General features: G+C 68.3%; 25 protein-coding genes. All 25 read left to right on the forward strand.

Features of this window, described 5'->3' with window-relative positions; all coding sequences use genetic code 11:
* Positions 1-226: 226 nt before the first annotated feature.
* The 25 genes from rpsJ to ACWD5O_RS33175 all read left to right on the forward strand — a co-directional run bounded on the left by rpsJ (position 227) and on the right by ACWD5O_RS33175 (position 13729).
* Positions 227-535 carry a 30S ribosomal protein S10 gene (gene rpsJ, locus ACWD5O_RS33055; RefSeq protein WP_007073037.1) on the forward strand — a complete coding sequence of 103 codons (309 nt, stop codon included), beginning with the start codon at positions 227-229 and terminating at the stop codon, positions 533-535.
* Between the two features lie 11 nt (positions 536-546).
* Entirely contained in the window at positions 547-1212 is a 666-nt protein-coding gene (rplC, locus tag ACWD5O_RS33060; protein ID WP_354964795.1) for a 50S ribosomal protein L3, read from the forward strand.
* Positions 1209-1859 carry a 50S ribosomal protein L4 gene (gene rplD, locus ACWD5O_RS33065; protein WP_053653946.1) on the forward strand — a complete coding sequence of 217 codons (651 nt, stop codon included), beginning with the start codon at positions 1209-1211 and terminating at the stop codon, positions 1857-1859. Before rplC ends, rplD begins: the two co-directional genes overlap by 4 nt.
* Complete coding sequence (gene rplW, locus ACWD5O_RS33070; protein WP_007465304.1) at positions 1856-2158, forward strand: 50S ribosomal protein L23; 303 nt, start codon at positions 1856-1858, stop codon at positions 2156-2158. The genes rplD and rplW overlap by 4 nt, the downstream gene beginning before the upstream one ends.
* Positions 2159-2170: 12 nt before the next feature.
* Positions 2171-3010 (forward strand): 50S ribosomal protein L2, encoded by an 840-nt coding sequence (gene rplB / locus ACWD5O_RS33075; protein WP_088950237.1) that lies wholly within the window; start codon positions 2171-2173, stop codon positions 3008-3010.
* 12 nt (positions 3011-3022) lie between these two features.
* On the forward strand, positions 3023-3304 hold the full coding sequence (gene rpsS, locus ACWD5O_RS33080; RefSeq protein WP_007465299.1) for a 30S ribosomal protein S19: 282 nt from the start codon (positions 3023-3025) through the stop codon (positions 3302-3304).
* Between the two features lie 41 nt (positions 3305-3345).
* The gene (gene rplV, locus ACWD5O_RS33085) at positions 3346-3804 is read left to right on the forward strand and encodes a 50S ribosomal protein L22 (RefSeq protein WP_007465297.1); all 459 of its coding nucleotides are present in this window, start codon (positions 3346-3348) and stop codon (positions 3802-3804) included.
* The gene (gene rpsC / locus ACWD5O_RS33090; protein ID WP_007465294.1) at positions 3804-4673 is read left to right on the forward strand and encodes a 30S ribosomal protein S3; all 870 of its coding nucleotides are present in this window, start codon (positions 3804-3806) and stop codon (positions 4671-4673) included. Before rplV ends, rpsC begins: the two co-directional genes overlap by 1 nt.
* Before the next feature lie 3 nt (positions 4674-4676).
* Entirely contained in the window at positions 4677-5102 is a 426-nt protein-coding gene (rplP, locus tag ACWD5O_RS33095) for a 50S ribosomal protein L16 (protein ID WP_007465292.1), read from the forward strand.
* Complete coding sequence (gene rpmC, locus ACWD5O_RS33100) at positions 5102-5338, forward strand: 50S ribosomal protein L29 (protein ID WP_007465283.1); 237 nt, start codon at positions 5102-5104, stop codon at positions 5336-5338. Before rplP ends, rpmC begins: the two co-directional genes overlap by 1 nt.
* Entirely contained in the window at positions 5335-5613 is a 279-nt protein-coding gene (rpsQ, locus tag ACWD5O_RS33105) for a 30S ribosomal protein S17 (protein WP_089018945.1), read from the forward strand. Before rpmC ends, rpsQ begins: the two co-directional genes overlap by 4 nt.
* Positions 5614-5711: 98 nt before the next feature.
* Positions 5712-6080, forward strand: a complete 369-nt coding sequence (gene rplN, locus ACWD5O_RS33110; RefSeq protein ID WP_015619002.1) for a 50S ribosomal protein L14 — start codon at positions 5712-5714, stop codon at positions 6078-6080.
* Positions 6077-6397: a 50S ribosomal protein L24 gene (rplX, locus tag ACWD5O_RS33115; RefSeq protein WP_007465276.1), complete on the forward strand. Its 321-nt coding sequence runs from the start codon at positions 6077-6079 to the stop codon at positions 6395-6397. Before rplN ends, rplX begins: the two co-directional genes overlap by 4 nt.
* Entirely contained in the window at positions 6397-6963 is a 567-nt protein-coding gene (rplE, locus tag ACWD5O_RS33120) for a 50S ribosomal protein L5 (RefSeq protein ID WP_074314595.1), read from the forward strand. Before rplX ends, rplE begins: the two co-directional genes overlap by 1 nt.
* A 1-nt stretch (position 6964) precedes the next feature.
* On the forward strand, positions 6965-7150 hold the full coding sequence (locus ACWD5O_RS33125; protein ID WP_074314593.1) for a type Z 30S ribosomal protein S14: 186 nt from the start codon (positions 6965-6967) through the stop codon (positions 7148-7150).
* 116 nt (positions 7151-7266) lie between these two features.
* Complete coding sequence (gene rpsH / locus ACWD5O_RS33130) at positions 7267-7674, forward strand: 30S ribosomal protein S8 (RefSeq protein WP_007465270.1); 408 nt, start codon at positions 7267-7269, stop codon at positions 7672-7674.
* A gap of 16 nt (positions 7675-7690) precedes the next feature.
* A complete protein-coding gene (gene rplF, locus ACWD5O_RS33135; RefSeq protein WP_074314591.1) occupies positions 7691-8233 on the forward strand; it encodes a 50S ribosomal protein L6 in 543 nt (180 codons plus the stop codon).
* On the forward strand, positions 8230-8619 hold the full coding sequence (gene rplR / locus ACWD5O_RS33140; protein ID WP_354964793.1) for a 50S ribosomal protein L18: 390 nt from the start codon (positions 8230-8232) through the stop codon (positions 8617-8619). The genes rplF and rplR overlap by 4 nt, the downstream gene beginning before the upstream one ends.
* A 33-nt stretch (positions 8620-8652) precedes the next feature.
* Positions 8653-9267: a 30S ribosomal protein S5 gene (gene rpsE / locus ACWD5O_RS33145; protein ID WP_354964792.1), complete on the forward strand. Its 615-nt coding sequence runs from the start codon at positions 8653-8655 to the stop codon at positions 9265-9267.
* Positions 9267-9449 carry a 50S ribosomal protein L30 gene (rpmD, locus tag ACWD5O_RS33150; protein ID WP_030329904.1) on the forward strand — a complete coding sequence of 61 codons (183 nt, stop codon included), beginning with the start codon at positions 9267-9269 and terminating at the stop codon, positions 9447-9449. Before rpsE ends, rpmD begins: the two co-directional genes overlap by 1 nt.
* Positions 9449-9892: a 50S ribosomal protein L15 gene (rplO, locus tag ACWD5O_RS33155; RefSeq protein WP_030329906.1), complete on the forward strand. Its 444-nt coding sequence runs from the start codon at positions 9449-9451 to the stop codon at positions 9890-9892. Before rpmD ends, rplO begins: the two co-directional genes overlap by 1 nt.
* Before the next feature lie 233 nt (positions 9893-10125).
* Entirely contained in the window at positions 10126-11454 is a 1329-nt protein-coding gene (secY, locus tag ACWD5O_RS33160) for a preprotein translocase subunit SecY (RefSeq protein ID WP_354964791.1), read from the forward strand.
* On the forward strand, positions 11455-12108 hold the full coding sequence (locus ACWD5O_RS33165) for an adenylate kinase (RefSeq protein WP_007465256.1): 654 nt from the start codon (positions 11455-11457) through the stop codon (positions 12106-12108).
* 87 nt (positions 12109-12195) lie between these two features.
* Positions 12196-13047, forward strand: a complete 852-nt coding sequence (map, locus tag ACWD5O_RS33170) for a type I methionyl aminopeptidase (RefSeq protein WP_354964790.1) — start codon at positions 12196-12198, stop codon at positions 13045-13047.
* A gap of 100 nt (positions 13048-13147) precedes the next feature.
* Positions 13148-13729, forward strand: a complete 582-nt coding sequence (locus ACWD5O_RS33175; protein WP_450087697.1) for a DUF1707 SHOCT-like domain-containing protein — start codon at positions 13148-13150, stop codon at positions 13727-13729.
* Positions 13730-13818: the final 89 nt, after the last annotated feature.

Genomic DNA, 13818 nt, shown 5'->3' on the forward strand with positions numbered 1-13818 from the left:
GTGGTTGGCGGCCTCGCCGCCAACCACCCTCGCACGGCGTTCAGGTCGCGGTAATTGCGATCGGCGCCTTGACCCACCGCGCGGTCAGCACCGCTCTGGAGTCCCAGGGCGGAGCCCGGCCCGAGGGCGCGACACGCCCGACCGCGGGGGTCGGCGAAGTGGGCCTGTGCCAGCCGGCACAGGCGCCCGCAACACAGCGGCATCGAGAGAAGGAACAGAAGCCACCATGGCGGGACAGAAGATCCGCATCCGGCTCAAGGCCTATGACCACGAGGTCGTCGACTCCTCGGCTCGGAAGATCGTCGAGACGGTGACGCGCACCGGGGCGCAGGTCGCGGGCCCGGTGCCGCTGCCCACGGAGATCAACCGTTTCTGCGTTATCCGCTCGCCGCACAAGTACAAGGACTCGCGCGAGCACTTCGAGATGCGCACGCACAAGCGGCTGATCGACATCATCGACCCGACCCCGAAGACGGTCGACTCGCTCATGCGCCTCGACCTGCCGGCTGGCGTCGACATCGAGATCAAGCTGTAGGGACCGGACAAATGGACAGGCAAGTCAAGGGGATCCTGGGCGCCAAGCTCGGCATGACCCAGGTCTGGGAGAACAACCGTGTTGTTCCCGTGACCGTGGTCGAGGCCGGCCCGTGCGTCATCAGCCAGGTTCGTAGCGCCGAGAAGGACGGTTACTCCGCGGTCCAGCTGGCGTACGGCATCATCGACCCGCGCAAGGTCAAGAAGCCGATCAGCGGCCACTACGCCAAGGCGGACGTGGCGCCGCGCCGGCACATCGTCGAGCTGCGCACCGCGGACGCTGGGGAATACTCGCTCGGCCAGGAAGTCACGGTCGAGGAGTTCCCGGCCGGCGTCACCATCGACGTCACCGGCAAGACCAAGGGCAAGGGCTACGCCGGCCCGATGAAGCGGCACGGCTTCCACGGCCTGGGTGCCGGTCACGGTGTCGAGCGGAAGCACCGCTCGCCCGGCTCCATCGGCGCCTGCGCCACTCCGGGTCGTGTCTTCAAGGGCACCCGGATGGCCGGCCGGATGGGTGGCGTTCGCTACACCGTGCAGAACCTCACCGTCCAGGCGGTCGACACCGAGAACAACCTGCTGCTCGTCCGGGGTGCCATCCCTGGTCCCAAGGGCGCGCTGGTTCTGGTCCGTACCGCGGCCAAGAGCAAGGTGAAGAAGGGCGGTGCGGCCAAGTGACCACCGTTGACGTGCGCACCGTCGAAGGCAGCACCAGCGGCTCCGTCGAGCTGCCGGCTGACATCTTCGACGTGCAGGCCAACGTCGCGCTGATGCACCAGGTCGTGGTGGCCCAGCTCGCGGCGGCCCGACAGGGCACGCACAAGACCAAGACCCGCGGCGAGGTCGCCGGTGGCGGCAAGAAGCCGTACAAGCAGAAGGGCACCGGTCGCGCCCGGCAGGGCTCGATCCGCGCGCCGCAGTTCGCCGGCGGTGGCGTGGTGCACGGTCCCGTGCCGCGCGACTACAGCCAGCGGACCCCGAAGAAGATGAAGGCCGCCGCGCTGCGGGGTGCCCTCTCCGACCGGGCCCGCGCCGGGCAGGTGCATGTCGTCGAGGCGTTCGTCTCGGGCGAGAAGCCGTCGACCAAGGCGGCCCTTGCCACGCTGACCAAGCTCACCGAGGCCCGTCGGGTCCTGGTCGTGCTGAGCAGCACCGACGAACTGAACTGGGTGTCGCTGCGCAACGAGCCGCGGGTGCACCTGATCGAGTCCGGCCAGCTCAACACGTATGACGTGCTGGTGGCCGACGATGTGGTCTTCACCAAGGACGCCCTGGACGAGTTCCTGGGCGTGCCCGCCGAGACCACCGAGGAGGGTGGCAAGTGAGCACGATCGCCGACCCGCGCGACATCATCGTGGCGCCGGTCGTCTCGGAGAAGAGCTACAGCGAGCTGAACCGGAACTGGTACACCTTCCTGGTGCACCCGGACGCGAACAAGACCGAGATCAAGATCGCTATCCAGCAGATCTTCAACGTCCGCGTCCTGACGGTCAACACGCTCAACCGCCAGGGTAAGCGCAAGCGCACCAAGACCGGCTTCGGTCAGCGCAAGGCGACCAAGCGGGCGATCGTGAAGCTGGCTGACGGTGACCGCATCGAGGCCTTCGGCGGCCCGGTCAGCTGAGGGGTGTAGACAATGGCTATCCGTAAGTACAAGCCGACGACGCCGGGCCGACGTGGTTCCAGTGTCGCCGACTTCGCCGAGATCACCCGGTCCACGCCGGAGAAGTCGCTGCTGGCTCCGCTGCCGAAGAAGGGCGGGCGTAACGCCCACGGCCGGATCACCACGCGGCACCACGGTGGCGGTCACAAGCGCCAGTACCGTCTGATCGACTTCAAGCGGGTCGACAAGGACGGCGTGCCGGCGAAGGTCGCTCACATCGAGTACGACCCGAACCGCACGGCGCGCATCGCGCTGCTGCACTACGCCGACGGCGAGAAGCGGTACATCATCGCGCCGAAGGACATGAAGCAGGGCGACCGCGTCGAGTCCGGCCCGGGCGCCGACATCAAGCCGGGTAACAACCTGCCGCTGCGCAACATCCCGGTCGGTACCACCATCCACAACGTGGAGCTGCGTCCGGGTGGCGGGGCCAAGCTGGCCCGTTCCGCCGGCGTGGGCATCCAGCTGCTCGGCCGTGAGGGCGCGTACGCGACCCTGCGTATGCCGTCCGGCGAGATCCGGCGGGTGGACGTGCGTTGCCGCGCCAGCGTCGGCGAGATCGGCAACGCCGATCAGTCGAACATCAACTGGGGCAAGGCCGGCCGGATGCGGTGGAAGGGCAAGCGCCCGACCGTCCGTGGTGTCGCCATGAACCCGGTCGACCACCCGCACGGTGGTGGTGAGGGTAAGACCTCCGGTGGTCGCCACCCGGTCAACCCGCAGGGTAAGCCCGAGGGCCGCACCCGCCGTAAGGGCCAGCCGAGTGACCGGCTGATCGTCCGCCGTCGCTACGCCACGCGTAAGCGCGGCTGAGGGAGATAAGACATGCCTCGCAGCCTGAAGAAGGGCCCGTTCGTAGACGACCACCTGCTCAAGAAGGTGGAAGTTCAGAACGACAAGGGCTCCAAGAACGTGATCAAGACCTGGTCGCGGCGCTCGACGATCATCCCGGAGATGCTCGGGCACACGATCGCGGTGCACGACGGACGCAAGCACGTCCCGGTGTTCGTGACCGAGGCGATGGTCGGGCACAAGCTCGGCGAGTTCGCGCTGACCCGCACGTTCAAGGGTCACGAGAAGGACGACCGGAAGAGCCGTCGGCGCTGACGCCGCGGGCATACGGATAGAGGGAACAAGGGGTTACAGCGATGCCAGGAAAGGGCGACGCTCCGGTGCTTCCGGGCGCGCGGGCGGTTGCGCGGCACGTGCGCATCTCGCCGATGAAGGCGCGCCGGGTGGTCAACCTCGTCCGCGGCCTGCCCGCGAAGGAGGCTCTCACGGTGCTGCAGTTCGCGCCGCAGGCTGCGAGCGAGCAGGTGTACAAGGTGCTCGCTAGCGCGATCGCCAACGCGGAGAACAACGAGCGGCTGGACCCCGACGCGCTGCTCGTGAGCGAGGCGTTCGTGGACGAGGGCCCGACGATGAAGCGGTTCCAGCCGCGGGCGCAGGGCCGGGCGTACCGGATCCGCAAGCGCACCTGCCACATCACCGTGGCGGTCGAAGCGGTCGCGCCGGCAGCGCCGAGGAAGGCCGCGGCGAAGAAGGCCGCCCCGGCCACGGAGGCCGCACCGGCCGAAGCGCAGAGCAAGACGGAGGACGCCGAGTAATGGGTCAGAAGGTTCACCCCACTGGGTTCCGGCTCGGCATCTCGACCGACTGGAAGTCCCGCTGGTTCGCGGACAAGCTCTACAAGGACTACATCGGCGAGGATGTCAAGATCCGCCGGATGATGTCCAAGGGCCTCGAGCGCGCCGGCATCTCCAAGGTCGACATCGAGCGCACCCGCGACCGGGTCCGGGTCGACATCCACACCGCCCGGCCGGGCATCGTCATCGGCCGTAAGGGTGCGGAGGCCGACCGGATCCGCGGCGAGCTCGAGAAGCTCACCGGCAAGCAGGTGCAGCTGAACATCATCGAGGTGAAGAACCCCGAGTCGGACGCTCAGCTCGTCGCGCAGGGCGTGGCCGAGCAGCTGTCCAGCCGGGTCAGCTTCCGTCGGGCGATGCGCAAGGCCATGCAGTCGGCGATGAAGAACCCGGTCTGCAAGGGCATCCGTGTTCAGGTCTCGGGTCGCCTCGGCGGCGCCGAGATGAGCCGGACCGAGTTCTACCGTGAGGGCCGGGTTCCGCTGCACACGCTGCGGGCCAACATCGAGTACGGCTTCTTCGAGGCCCGTACCACGTTCGGTCGGATCGGTGTGAAGGTCTGGATCTACAAGGGCGACGCCGTCCCGGGCCGGGAGGCTCCGGCCGAGGCCGGTCCGTCCCGCCCGCGTCGTGGTGAGCGCGGCGACCGTCCCGAGCGTCCGCGCCGTGGCCGGTCGGGTTCGTCCGGCACGACGGCTGGTGGCACCGAGGCTGGCCGTGCTGCTGCGACCACCATCGCGCAGCAGGCCGAGACGCCGAGCGGCGAGCCGGTGGACAGCGCAGCTGTCGCCGCCGCGGCTGCTCCGGCAGAAACGCAGCAGGAGGGCTGACAGATGCTGATGCCGCGCAAGCCCCCGAAGGGCTTCCGCAAGCCGCACCACCCGGACCGCAGTGGCGCGTCCAAGGGTGGTAACCGGGTGGTGTTCGGCGAGTTCGGGATCCAGGCTCTCGAGCCGGCGTACGTGACCAACCGCCAGATCGAGTCGGCGCGTATCGCGATGACCCGTCACATCAAGCGTGGTGGCAAGGTCTGGATCACGATCTTCCCGGACCAGGCCCTCACCAAGAAGCCTGCCGAGACCCGGATGGGTTCCGGTAAGGGCTCGCCCGAGTGGTGGGTCGCCAACGTCAAGCCGGGGCGGGTTCTCTTCGAGATGTCCTTCCCCAACGAGCAGATCGCGCGAGAGGCCATGCGTCGCGCGATCCACAAGCTCCCGATGAAGTGCCGCATTGTTACGCGCGAAGTGGGTGAATCCTGATGGCAGCGGGCGTTAAGGCGACCGAGCTGCGTGAGCTCTCCGAAGAGGAGCTGGTCACGAAGCTGCGGGAGGCCAAGGCGGAGCTGTTCAACCTCCGCGTGCAGGCCGCAACCGGGCAGCTGGACAACAACCGGCGGCTGCAGGTCATCCGTCGGGAGATCGCCCGGATCTACACGATCATGCGTGAGCGTGAGCTGGGGCTCTCGGCCGCGCCGACTGAGGTGACTGCATCATGACCGACGAGAACACGACCGCCACCGTGCGGGCTCGCCGCAAGGTCCGTGAGGGCCTCGTGGTGAGCGACAAGATGGACAAGACCGTCGTGGTCGAGGTCGAGGACCGGGTTCGGCACGCGCTGTACGGCAAGATCATGCGCCGGACGAGCAAGCTGAAGGTCCACGACGAGCAGAACGCTGCCGGCACCGGCGACCGGGTCCTGATCATGGAGACCCGGCCGCTGAGCGCCACCAAGCGTTGGCGGATCGTGGAGATCCTGGAAAAGGCCAAGTAGCGAAGGCTCGAGCTCGCCCGGCGTTGCGTCGGGCGTTGGTTCCGCCAGGCTCCGGCCGTCCTCGGCGGCCGGAGAACCGGCAGACATAGGAGATAGACGTGATTCAGCAGGAGTCGCGACTGCGCGTCGCCGACAACACGGGTGCTCGGGAGATCCTGTGCATCCGGGTTCTCGGTGGCTCCGGTCGGCGCTACGCGAGCATCGGCGACGTCATCGTGGCCACCGTCAAGGACGCGATCCCGGGTGCCGGTGTGAAGAAGGGCGACGTCGTCAAGGCGGTCATCGTCCGCACGGCCAAGGAGAAGCGGCGGCCGGACGGCTCATACATCCGCTTCGACGAGAACGCCGCCGTCATCATCAAGGACGGCGGGGACCCGCGCGGTACCCGCATCTTCGGCCCGGTGGGCCGGGAGCTGCGGGACAAGCGGTTCATGAAGATTATTTCCCTCGCGCCGGAGGTGTTGTGACCGTGAAGGTCAAGAAGGGCGACACGGTCGTCGTCATCGCCGGCAAGGACAAGGGTGCCAAGGGCAAGGTCATTGCGGCCTACCCGCGGCAGGACAAGGTCCTGGTCGAGGGCGTGAACCGGGTCAAGAAGCACACCCGCATCAGCACCACCCAGCGTGGCGCCAAGACCGGCGGCATCGTCACCCAGGAGGCCCCGATCCACGTCTCGAACGTGCAGGTCCTGGACTCCGACGGCAAGCCGACGCGCGTCGGTTACCGGATCGACGACAACGGCCAGAAGGTCCGCATCGCGCGTAGCACCGGTAAGGACCTGTGATGACCACGGCTACCGAAAAGACCATGCCGCGCCTCAAGGAGCGGTACCGCAACGAGATCGTGGCCCAGCTGCGTGAGCAGCACAGCTACGGCAACCCCATGCAGGTGCCGCGGCTGGTCAAGATCGTCGTCAACATGGGTGTCGGCGAGGCTGCTCGCGACGCCAAGCTGATCGACGGCGCGGTCCGCGACCTCGCCACGATCACCGGCCAGAAGCCGCAGGTGCGGCGGGCGACCAAGTCCATCGCGCAGTTCAAGCTCCGCGAGGGCATGCCGATCGGCGCGAAGGTGACCCTTCGCGGTGACCGGATGTGGGAGTTCCTGGACCGGCTGCTGTCCATCGCGCTGCCGCGTATCCGCGACTTCCGCGGTCTGGACGGGCGCAAGCTCGACGGGCACGGCAACTACACGTTCGGTCTGACCGAGCAGTCGGTGTTCCACGAGATCGACCAGGACCGGATCGATCGCCAGCGGGGCATGGACATCACGGTGGTCACCACCGCCACGACCGACGACGAGGGCCGGGCGCTGCTCAAGCTCCTGGGCTTCCCGTTCAAGGAGAACTGAGATGGCCAAGAAGGCGCTGATCATCAAGGCGGCCGCGAAGCCGAAGTTCTCGGTTCGCGCGTACACCCGGTGCCAGCGGTGCGGGCGCCCGAAGGCGGTCTACCGCAAGTTCGGGCTCTGCCGGGTGTGCCTCCGGGAGATGGCCCACCGCGGTGAGCTGCCGGGTGTGTCCAAGGCTTCCTGGTAAGGGCGACCGCGTCCCGGCTGTCGGCCGGGAACTCCTGCACCGATTAGGTATTGCTCTTCGCCGTAGGCCCGGGGCCGATGCCCCGGGAACCCCGGCGAGAAAGGCTGACGAAATCCATGACGATGACCGACCCGATCGCAGACATGCTCACGCGTCTGCGTAACGCCAACCAGGCGTACCACGATCAGGTGAAGATGCCCTACTCCAAGATCAAGGCGAACATCGCCGAGGTCCTGAAGGCCGAGGGTTACATCGCCACCTGGTCGGTCGAGGAGCCCGAGGAGGGTGCCGTCGGCAAGCGACTGGTCGTCGAGCTGAAGTACGGCCAGAACCGCGAGCGGAGCCTGGCCGGCATCAAGCGCGTGTCCAAGCCCGGTCTCCGGGTGTACGCCAAGTCGGACGGGCTCCCCCGGGTGCTCGGTGGGCTGGGCGTGGCGATCATTTCGACGTCCCAGGGGCTGCTCACCGACCGGCAGGCCCGCAAGCGGAGTGTTGGCGGGGAAGTCCTCGCCTTCGTCTGGTAACGGGAGACAGGTAGAAATGTCGCGAATTGGACGTAAGTCGATCCCGGTACCAGCCGGCGTCGACATCACGATCGATGGGCAGACCGTCAAGGTCAAGGGCCCGAAGGGCCAGCTCCAGCACACCCTCGCCGAGCCGATCACGATCGAGCGGGCCGAGGACGGGCAGCTGAGCGTCAACCGCCCCAACGACGAGCGCAAGGCCAAGGAACTGCACGGCCTGAGCCGTACGCTGGTAGCCAACATGATCGTCGGCGTGACCGAGGGCTACCGCAAGAGCCTGGAGATCGCCGGCACCGGTTACCGGGTCACCGCCAAGGGCACGGACCTCGAGTTCGCGCTCGGGTTCTCGCACCCGGTGCTGGTTCCCGCACCGGCGGGCATCACCTTCACGGTGGAGCGGCCGACCCTGTTCCACGTGGCCGGCATCGACAAGCAGCAGGTCGGTGAGGTCGCCGCCAACATCCGGAAGATCCGCCCGCCGGAGCCCTACAAGGGCAAGGGTGTCAAGTACCAGGGCGAGGTCATCCGCCGCAAGGCCGGAAAGGCAGGTAAGAAGTGAGCGCCACGCTGCTCAAGCGCCGCCGCGGTGTCGCCGCCAAGCGCGCCGTTGGGCGTGCGCGTCGGCACTTCCGCGTCCGCAAGAACGTCAGCGGTACGGCCGAGCGTCCGCGCCTGGTCGTCACCCGTTCGCTGCGGCACATGGTCGCCCAGATCGTCGACGACACCAAGGGTCACACCCTGGTGTCGGCGTCGAGCCTGGACGCCTCGCTGCGCGGTGCCGAGGGCGACAAGAGCGCCCTCGCCGGCAAGGTGGGCGCGCTGCTCGCCGAGCGGGCCAAGGCCGCCGGCGTCTCCAAGGTCGTCTTCGACCGCGGTGGCAACCGGTACGCGGGGCGAGTCGCCGCGCTTGCCGACGCTGCCCGCGAAGCCGGGCTCGAGTTCTAACAACCCCGTCACGAGAGATAAGGAAGGCTGCTGATGCCAGGTCAACAGCGCCGTGGCGGCGGGTCCGGTGGCAACGAGGGTGGTCGCCGCGACAACCGCCGTGAGGGCGGCCGCGGAAACGCGCCCGTCGAGAAGACCCCGCACCTCGAGCGGGTCGTCGCGATCAACCGCGTCGCCAAGGTCGTGAAGGGTGGTCGTCGCTTCAGCTTCACCGCCCTGGTGATCGTTGGTGACGGCGACGGCACGGTCGGCGTGGGCTACGGAAAGGCCAAGGAGGTGCCCGCGGCGATCGCCAAGGGTGTCGAGGAGGCCAAGAAGCACTTCTTCAAGGTCCCGCGGATCGGCAAGTCGATCCCGCACCCGGTGACGGGTGAGGACGCCGCTGGTGTGGTGCTGCTCAAGCCGGCCTCGGCCGGTACGGGTGTCATCGCCGGTGGTCCGGTGCGCGCCGTGCTGGAGTGCGCCGGTATCCACGACGTGCTCTCGAAGAGCCTCGGCTCGTCGAACCCGATCAACATCGTGCACGCCACCGTGGCGGCCCTGAAGGGGCTTGAGTCCCCCGAGCAGGTCGCGGCACGTCGTGGCCTGCCGGTGGAGGACGTCGCGCCGGCCGCCATGCTGGCGTCGCGTGCGGGGGTGGCGCACTGATGGCACGTCTGAAGGTCACCCAGCTCCGATCCGGCATCGGGACCAAGCAGAACCAGCGTGACTCGCTGCGTTCGCTCGGCCTCAAGCGGATCAACGACGTGGTGGTCAAGGAGGACCGGCCCGAGATCCGCGGCATGATCTTCACTGTGAACCACCTCGTGAAGGTCGAGGAGGTCGAGTAATGACGATCAAGGTGCACCACCTGCGCCCGGCGCCCGGTTCCAAGACCGCGAAGACCCGTGTGGGTCGCGGTGAGGGTTCCAAGGGCAAGACCGCTGGTCGCGGTACCAAGGGCTCCAAGGCCCGCAAGAACATCTCGGCGGCGTTCGAGGGTGGGCAGATGCCCATCCACATGCGCCTGCCGAAGATGAAGGGCTTCAAGAACAAGTTCAAGGTGGTCTTCCAGGTGGTCAACCTGGACCGGCTCGCCGAGCTGTTCCCGAACGGCGGCCAGGTCGGCCCGCTGGAGCTGGTCGAGTCCGGCGCGGTCCGCAAGGGTCACCCGGTCAAGGTCCTCGGCACCGGCGACCTCGGCGGAGTGGCGCTCCAGGTGTCGGCGCACGCGTTCAGTGCGTCGGCCAAGGAGAAGATCGCCGCCGCCGGTGGCTCCGTCACCGAGCTGTAAGGCGTACGACCCATGGCGCCCGTCCAGTTGTGACCAACTGGCGGGCGCCATGGTCTGCCTGGGGCGTATGCGCCCGGTAATATCGGAATCGGTTTATGTAGCCGGGCACATCTGCCCGGACCGGGATGGGGCTGTTAGAGTCCCATCCCAGCCATGGATTCCGGGCGCTCGCCCGGGATCCACCCCGACCCGCCAGGGATCACCGGCGGCCCGCCTCGCGCAGGAGGAAGAAGTTGCTGTCCGCCTTTCTCAGTGCGTTCCGTACGCCTGACCTGCGCAAGAAGCTGCTGTTCACAGTAGGCATCATCGCGGTCTACCGGCTGGGTGCAACGCTGCCCAGCCCGGGCGTCTCGTACGGCAACGTGCAGAAGTGCCTCGACACCATCCAGGGTGACACCACCGGGGTGGTGAACCTTCTCAACCTCTTCTCCGGCGGAGCGCTGCTACAGCTCTCGGTCTTCGCGCTGGGCATCATGCCCTACATCACCGCGTCGATCATCCTGCAGCTGCTGACCGTCGTGATTCCGCGTCTGGAGCAGCTCCGCAAGGAGGGCCAGGCCGGCCAGGCGAAGATCACCCAGTACACGCGGTACCTGACCCTGGGTCTCGGTGTGCTGCAGGCCTCGGCGTTCGTGGCGCTGGCCCGCTCGGGCCAGCTCTTCCAGAACCGCTGCGACCAGTTCCCGATCATCCCCACCGGCACCGGCATCCCGGACTGGCTGACCCTGGCCATCCTGGTGATGACCATGACCGCCGGCACCGGCATGGTCATGTGGCTCGGTGAGCTGATCACCGACCGGGGCGTCGGCAACGGCATGTCCGTCCTGATCTTCACCTCGATCGCCGCGCGGCTGCCCAGCGAGGGCTGGCAGATCAAGACCAGCAAGGGCTGGGACATGTTCGCCCTGGTCATCGCGCTGGTCCTGGTGGTCATCACCGCGGTCACCTTCATCGAGCAGGCGCAGCGCCGCATCCCGGTGCAGTACGCCAAGCGGATGATCGGCCGGCGGATGTACGGCGGCACCTCGACCTACATCCCGCTCAAGGTCAACCAGGCCGGTGTCATCCCGGTCATCTTCGGCTCGTCGCTGCTCTACCTGCCGCAGCTGGCCCTGCAGTTCTTCGACCAGACCGACCCGGGCAAGACCCAGGCCTGGATCCAGAACAACCTGGTCAACCCGAGCAGCCCGATCTACATCGCGGTCTACTTCCTGCTGATCATCTTCTTCACGTACTTCTACGTCTCGATCACGTTCAACCCGACCGAGGTCGCGGACAACATGAAGAAGTACGGCGGGTTCGTGCCGGGCATCCGCCCGGGCAAGCCGACGGCCGACTACCTGGACTTCATCCTCAGCCGGATCACCCTGCCGGGCGCGCTCTACCTCGGCGTGATCTCGATCCTGCCGAACTTCTTCTTCATCTGGCTGGACAACCAGCAGTACCAGAACTTCCCGTTCGGCGGCACCGCTGTGCTCATCATGGTCGGCGTCGGTCTGGAGACCGTGAAGCAGATCGAGAGCCAACTCATGCAGCGGAACTACGAAGGGTTCCTGCGGTAGATGAGACTCGTTCTGGTTGGCCCGCCGGGCGCGGGCAAGGGCACGCAGGCCGAGTTCGTGGCCGCGCACCTGTCGGTGCCCAAGATCTCGACCGGGGACATCTTCCGGTCGAACGTCACCCAGGGCACGCCGCTCGGTGTCGAGGCGAAGCGTTACATGGACGCTGGCGAGCTGGTTCCGGACGAGGTCACCATCAACATGGTCCGGGACCGGCTGGCGGAGCCCGACGCCAGCGAGGGGTTCCTGCTCGACGGCTTCCCGCGGACCACTCCGCAGGCCGCCGCGCTGGACAAGCTCCTCGCCGACCTGGGCACCGCACTGGACCTGGTCCTGGAGCTGGTGGTCGACGACGACGAGGTGATCCGGCGGCTCTCCGGCCGGCGGACCTGCCGGGGCTGCGGCAAGATCTGGCACGTCGAGTTCGACGCCACCACCCGGCCCGGCATCTGTGACCGGTGCGGCGCCGAGCTGTTCCAGCGCGACGACGACAAGCCGGAGACCATCGCCACGCGGCTGCGGGAATACAGCGAGAAGACCGCTCCACTGGTCGACTACTACGGCGCCCAGGGCAAGCTCGTCGGGATCGACGCCACCGGCCCGGTGGAGGACGTCACCACCCGGGCCATAGACGCGCTGCGGTCGTACGGCGGCTGAGGTCCGGCCGGGCCACGGCGGATAGAGTGCGATCAGCGGGGTACGTGCGACGTGCCCCGCTGATCGGCAACGAAAGGTAATCGGTCCATGCGTCGTCCCCAGCTGGACATCCAGCTGAAGACCCCTGACCAGATCGAGAAGATGCGCGCCGCCGGGCTGGTGGTGGCCGAGGCGCTGCGCCGGATGCGCGAGGCCGTGGCGCCCGGCGTCAGCACCGCCGACCTGGATGCCATCGCCGAGTCGACGATCCGCGAGGCGGGTGGCGTCCCGTCGTTCAAGGGTTACCACGGCTTCCCCGCGTCGATCTGCTCCTCGGTCAACGAGCAGATCGTGCACGCCATCCCCTCGCCGAAGCAGGTGCTGCGGGACGGCGATCTGATCTCGATCGACTGCGGTGCGGTGCTGAACGGGTGGCATGGTGACTCCGCGATCACCGTCGGCGTCGGTGACGTCGACCCGGCGCTGCTCAAGATGGCCGACGTGGCCGAGGACGCGATGTGGGCCGGCATCGCGGCCGCCGCACGCGGGGCAGCCAGCGGCAAGGGGCGGCTCACCGACATCTCGCACGCGGTCGAGACCGCGGTCCGCAAGGGTGGCCGGTACGGCATCGTCGACGGCTACGGCGGGCACGGTATCGGCACGGAGATGCACCAGGACCCGCACGTGCTCAACCACGGCCGGCCGGGCAAGGGCCCGCGGCTGGTCCCGGGCATGGCGCTGGCCATCGAGCCGATGATCACCATGGCGTCGCCGCGTACGGTCGAGCTGGCCGACGGGTGGACGGTGGTCACCCGGGACAGCTCGGTGGCGGCGCACGTCGAGCACTCGATGGCGTTGCTGCCGGACGGAGTCTGGGTGCTCACCGCGTTCGATGGCGGCCGTGCCCGACTGGGCGACCTGGTCACCGCGCGGCAGTCGGCGGCCTCGACCGCGTCCTGACCCCCTGGGGCGCCGCAGCCCCTCCATGGGCCGACCCGGGTGGATCAAGGGGGTCGGCCGGGTGGGACGCCGTTGGCGTGACGGTGGCATGCTTGCCGGCATGGACGGGCGGGACGGGATGCGAGCGGCGGACGCGGATCGTGAGGCGGTGGCCGAACGGTTGCGGGTGGCCCTCGGTGAGGGCCGACTGGACCTGCACGAGTACGACGAGCGGTTGCAGCGGGCCTACGCCGCCCGCACGTACGCCGAACTGAACGCCCTGCTCACCGATCTGCCGCCGGTGGCGCCGCCGGAGCGCTCGACGCTGGCGCCGGTCACCGCACCGGCTGCCGGGCCGCTGGAGGGCGGTGCGGAGCCCTCGCCCGCCCCGGCCGGGGACCGGGGCGTCGCCGCTCGCTGGTTGGCCGAGGTGTGGTTTCCGTATCTGAAGGTGGTCGCCATCGTGGTGACCATCTGGGCGGTGACCTCGCTGCTCAGCCGCGACCTGCTCTACTTCTGGCCGGCCTGGGTGGCCGGGCCGTGGGGCGCGGTGCTGGTGATCCGCACGGTCACCGGGCTGGCCGGGGGAGAGCCCCGGCGCCAGGCGATCGTGCGGGAGCGCAGGCGCGCGAAGCGGAGGCGGCGGCGGGAGTTGCGCGCCGGTGCACGGGACGAACGGGACGACCCCCGACCGGCCGGCTGACCCGCGGGCAGGGGGCGGAGCCGATCCGGCGCGACGCCCCGGCGTTGCTCGGACGGAGATCATCGGGGTCCCGGACGGGGGAGCGCCGC

The sequence above is a fragment of the Micromonospora sp. NPDC005161 genome, from assembly GCF_053599855.1.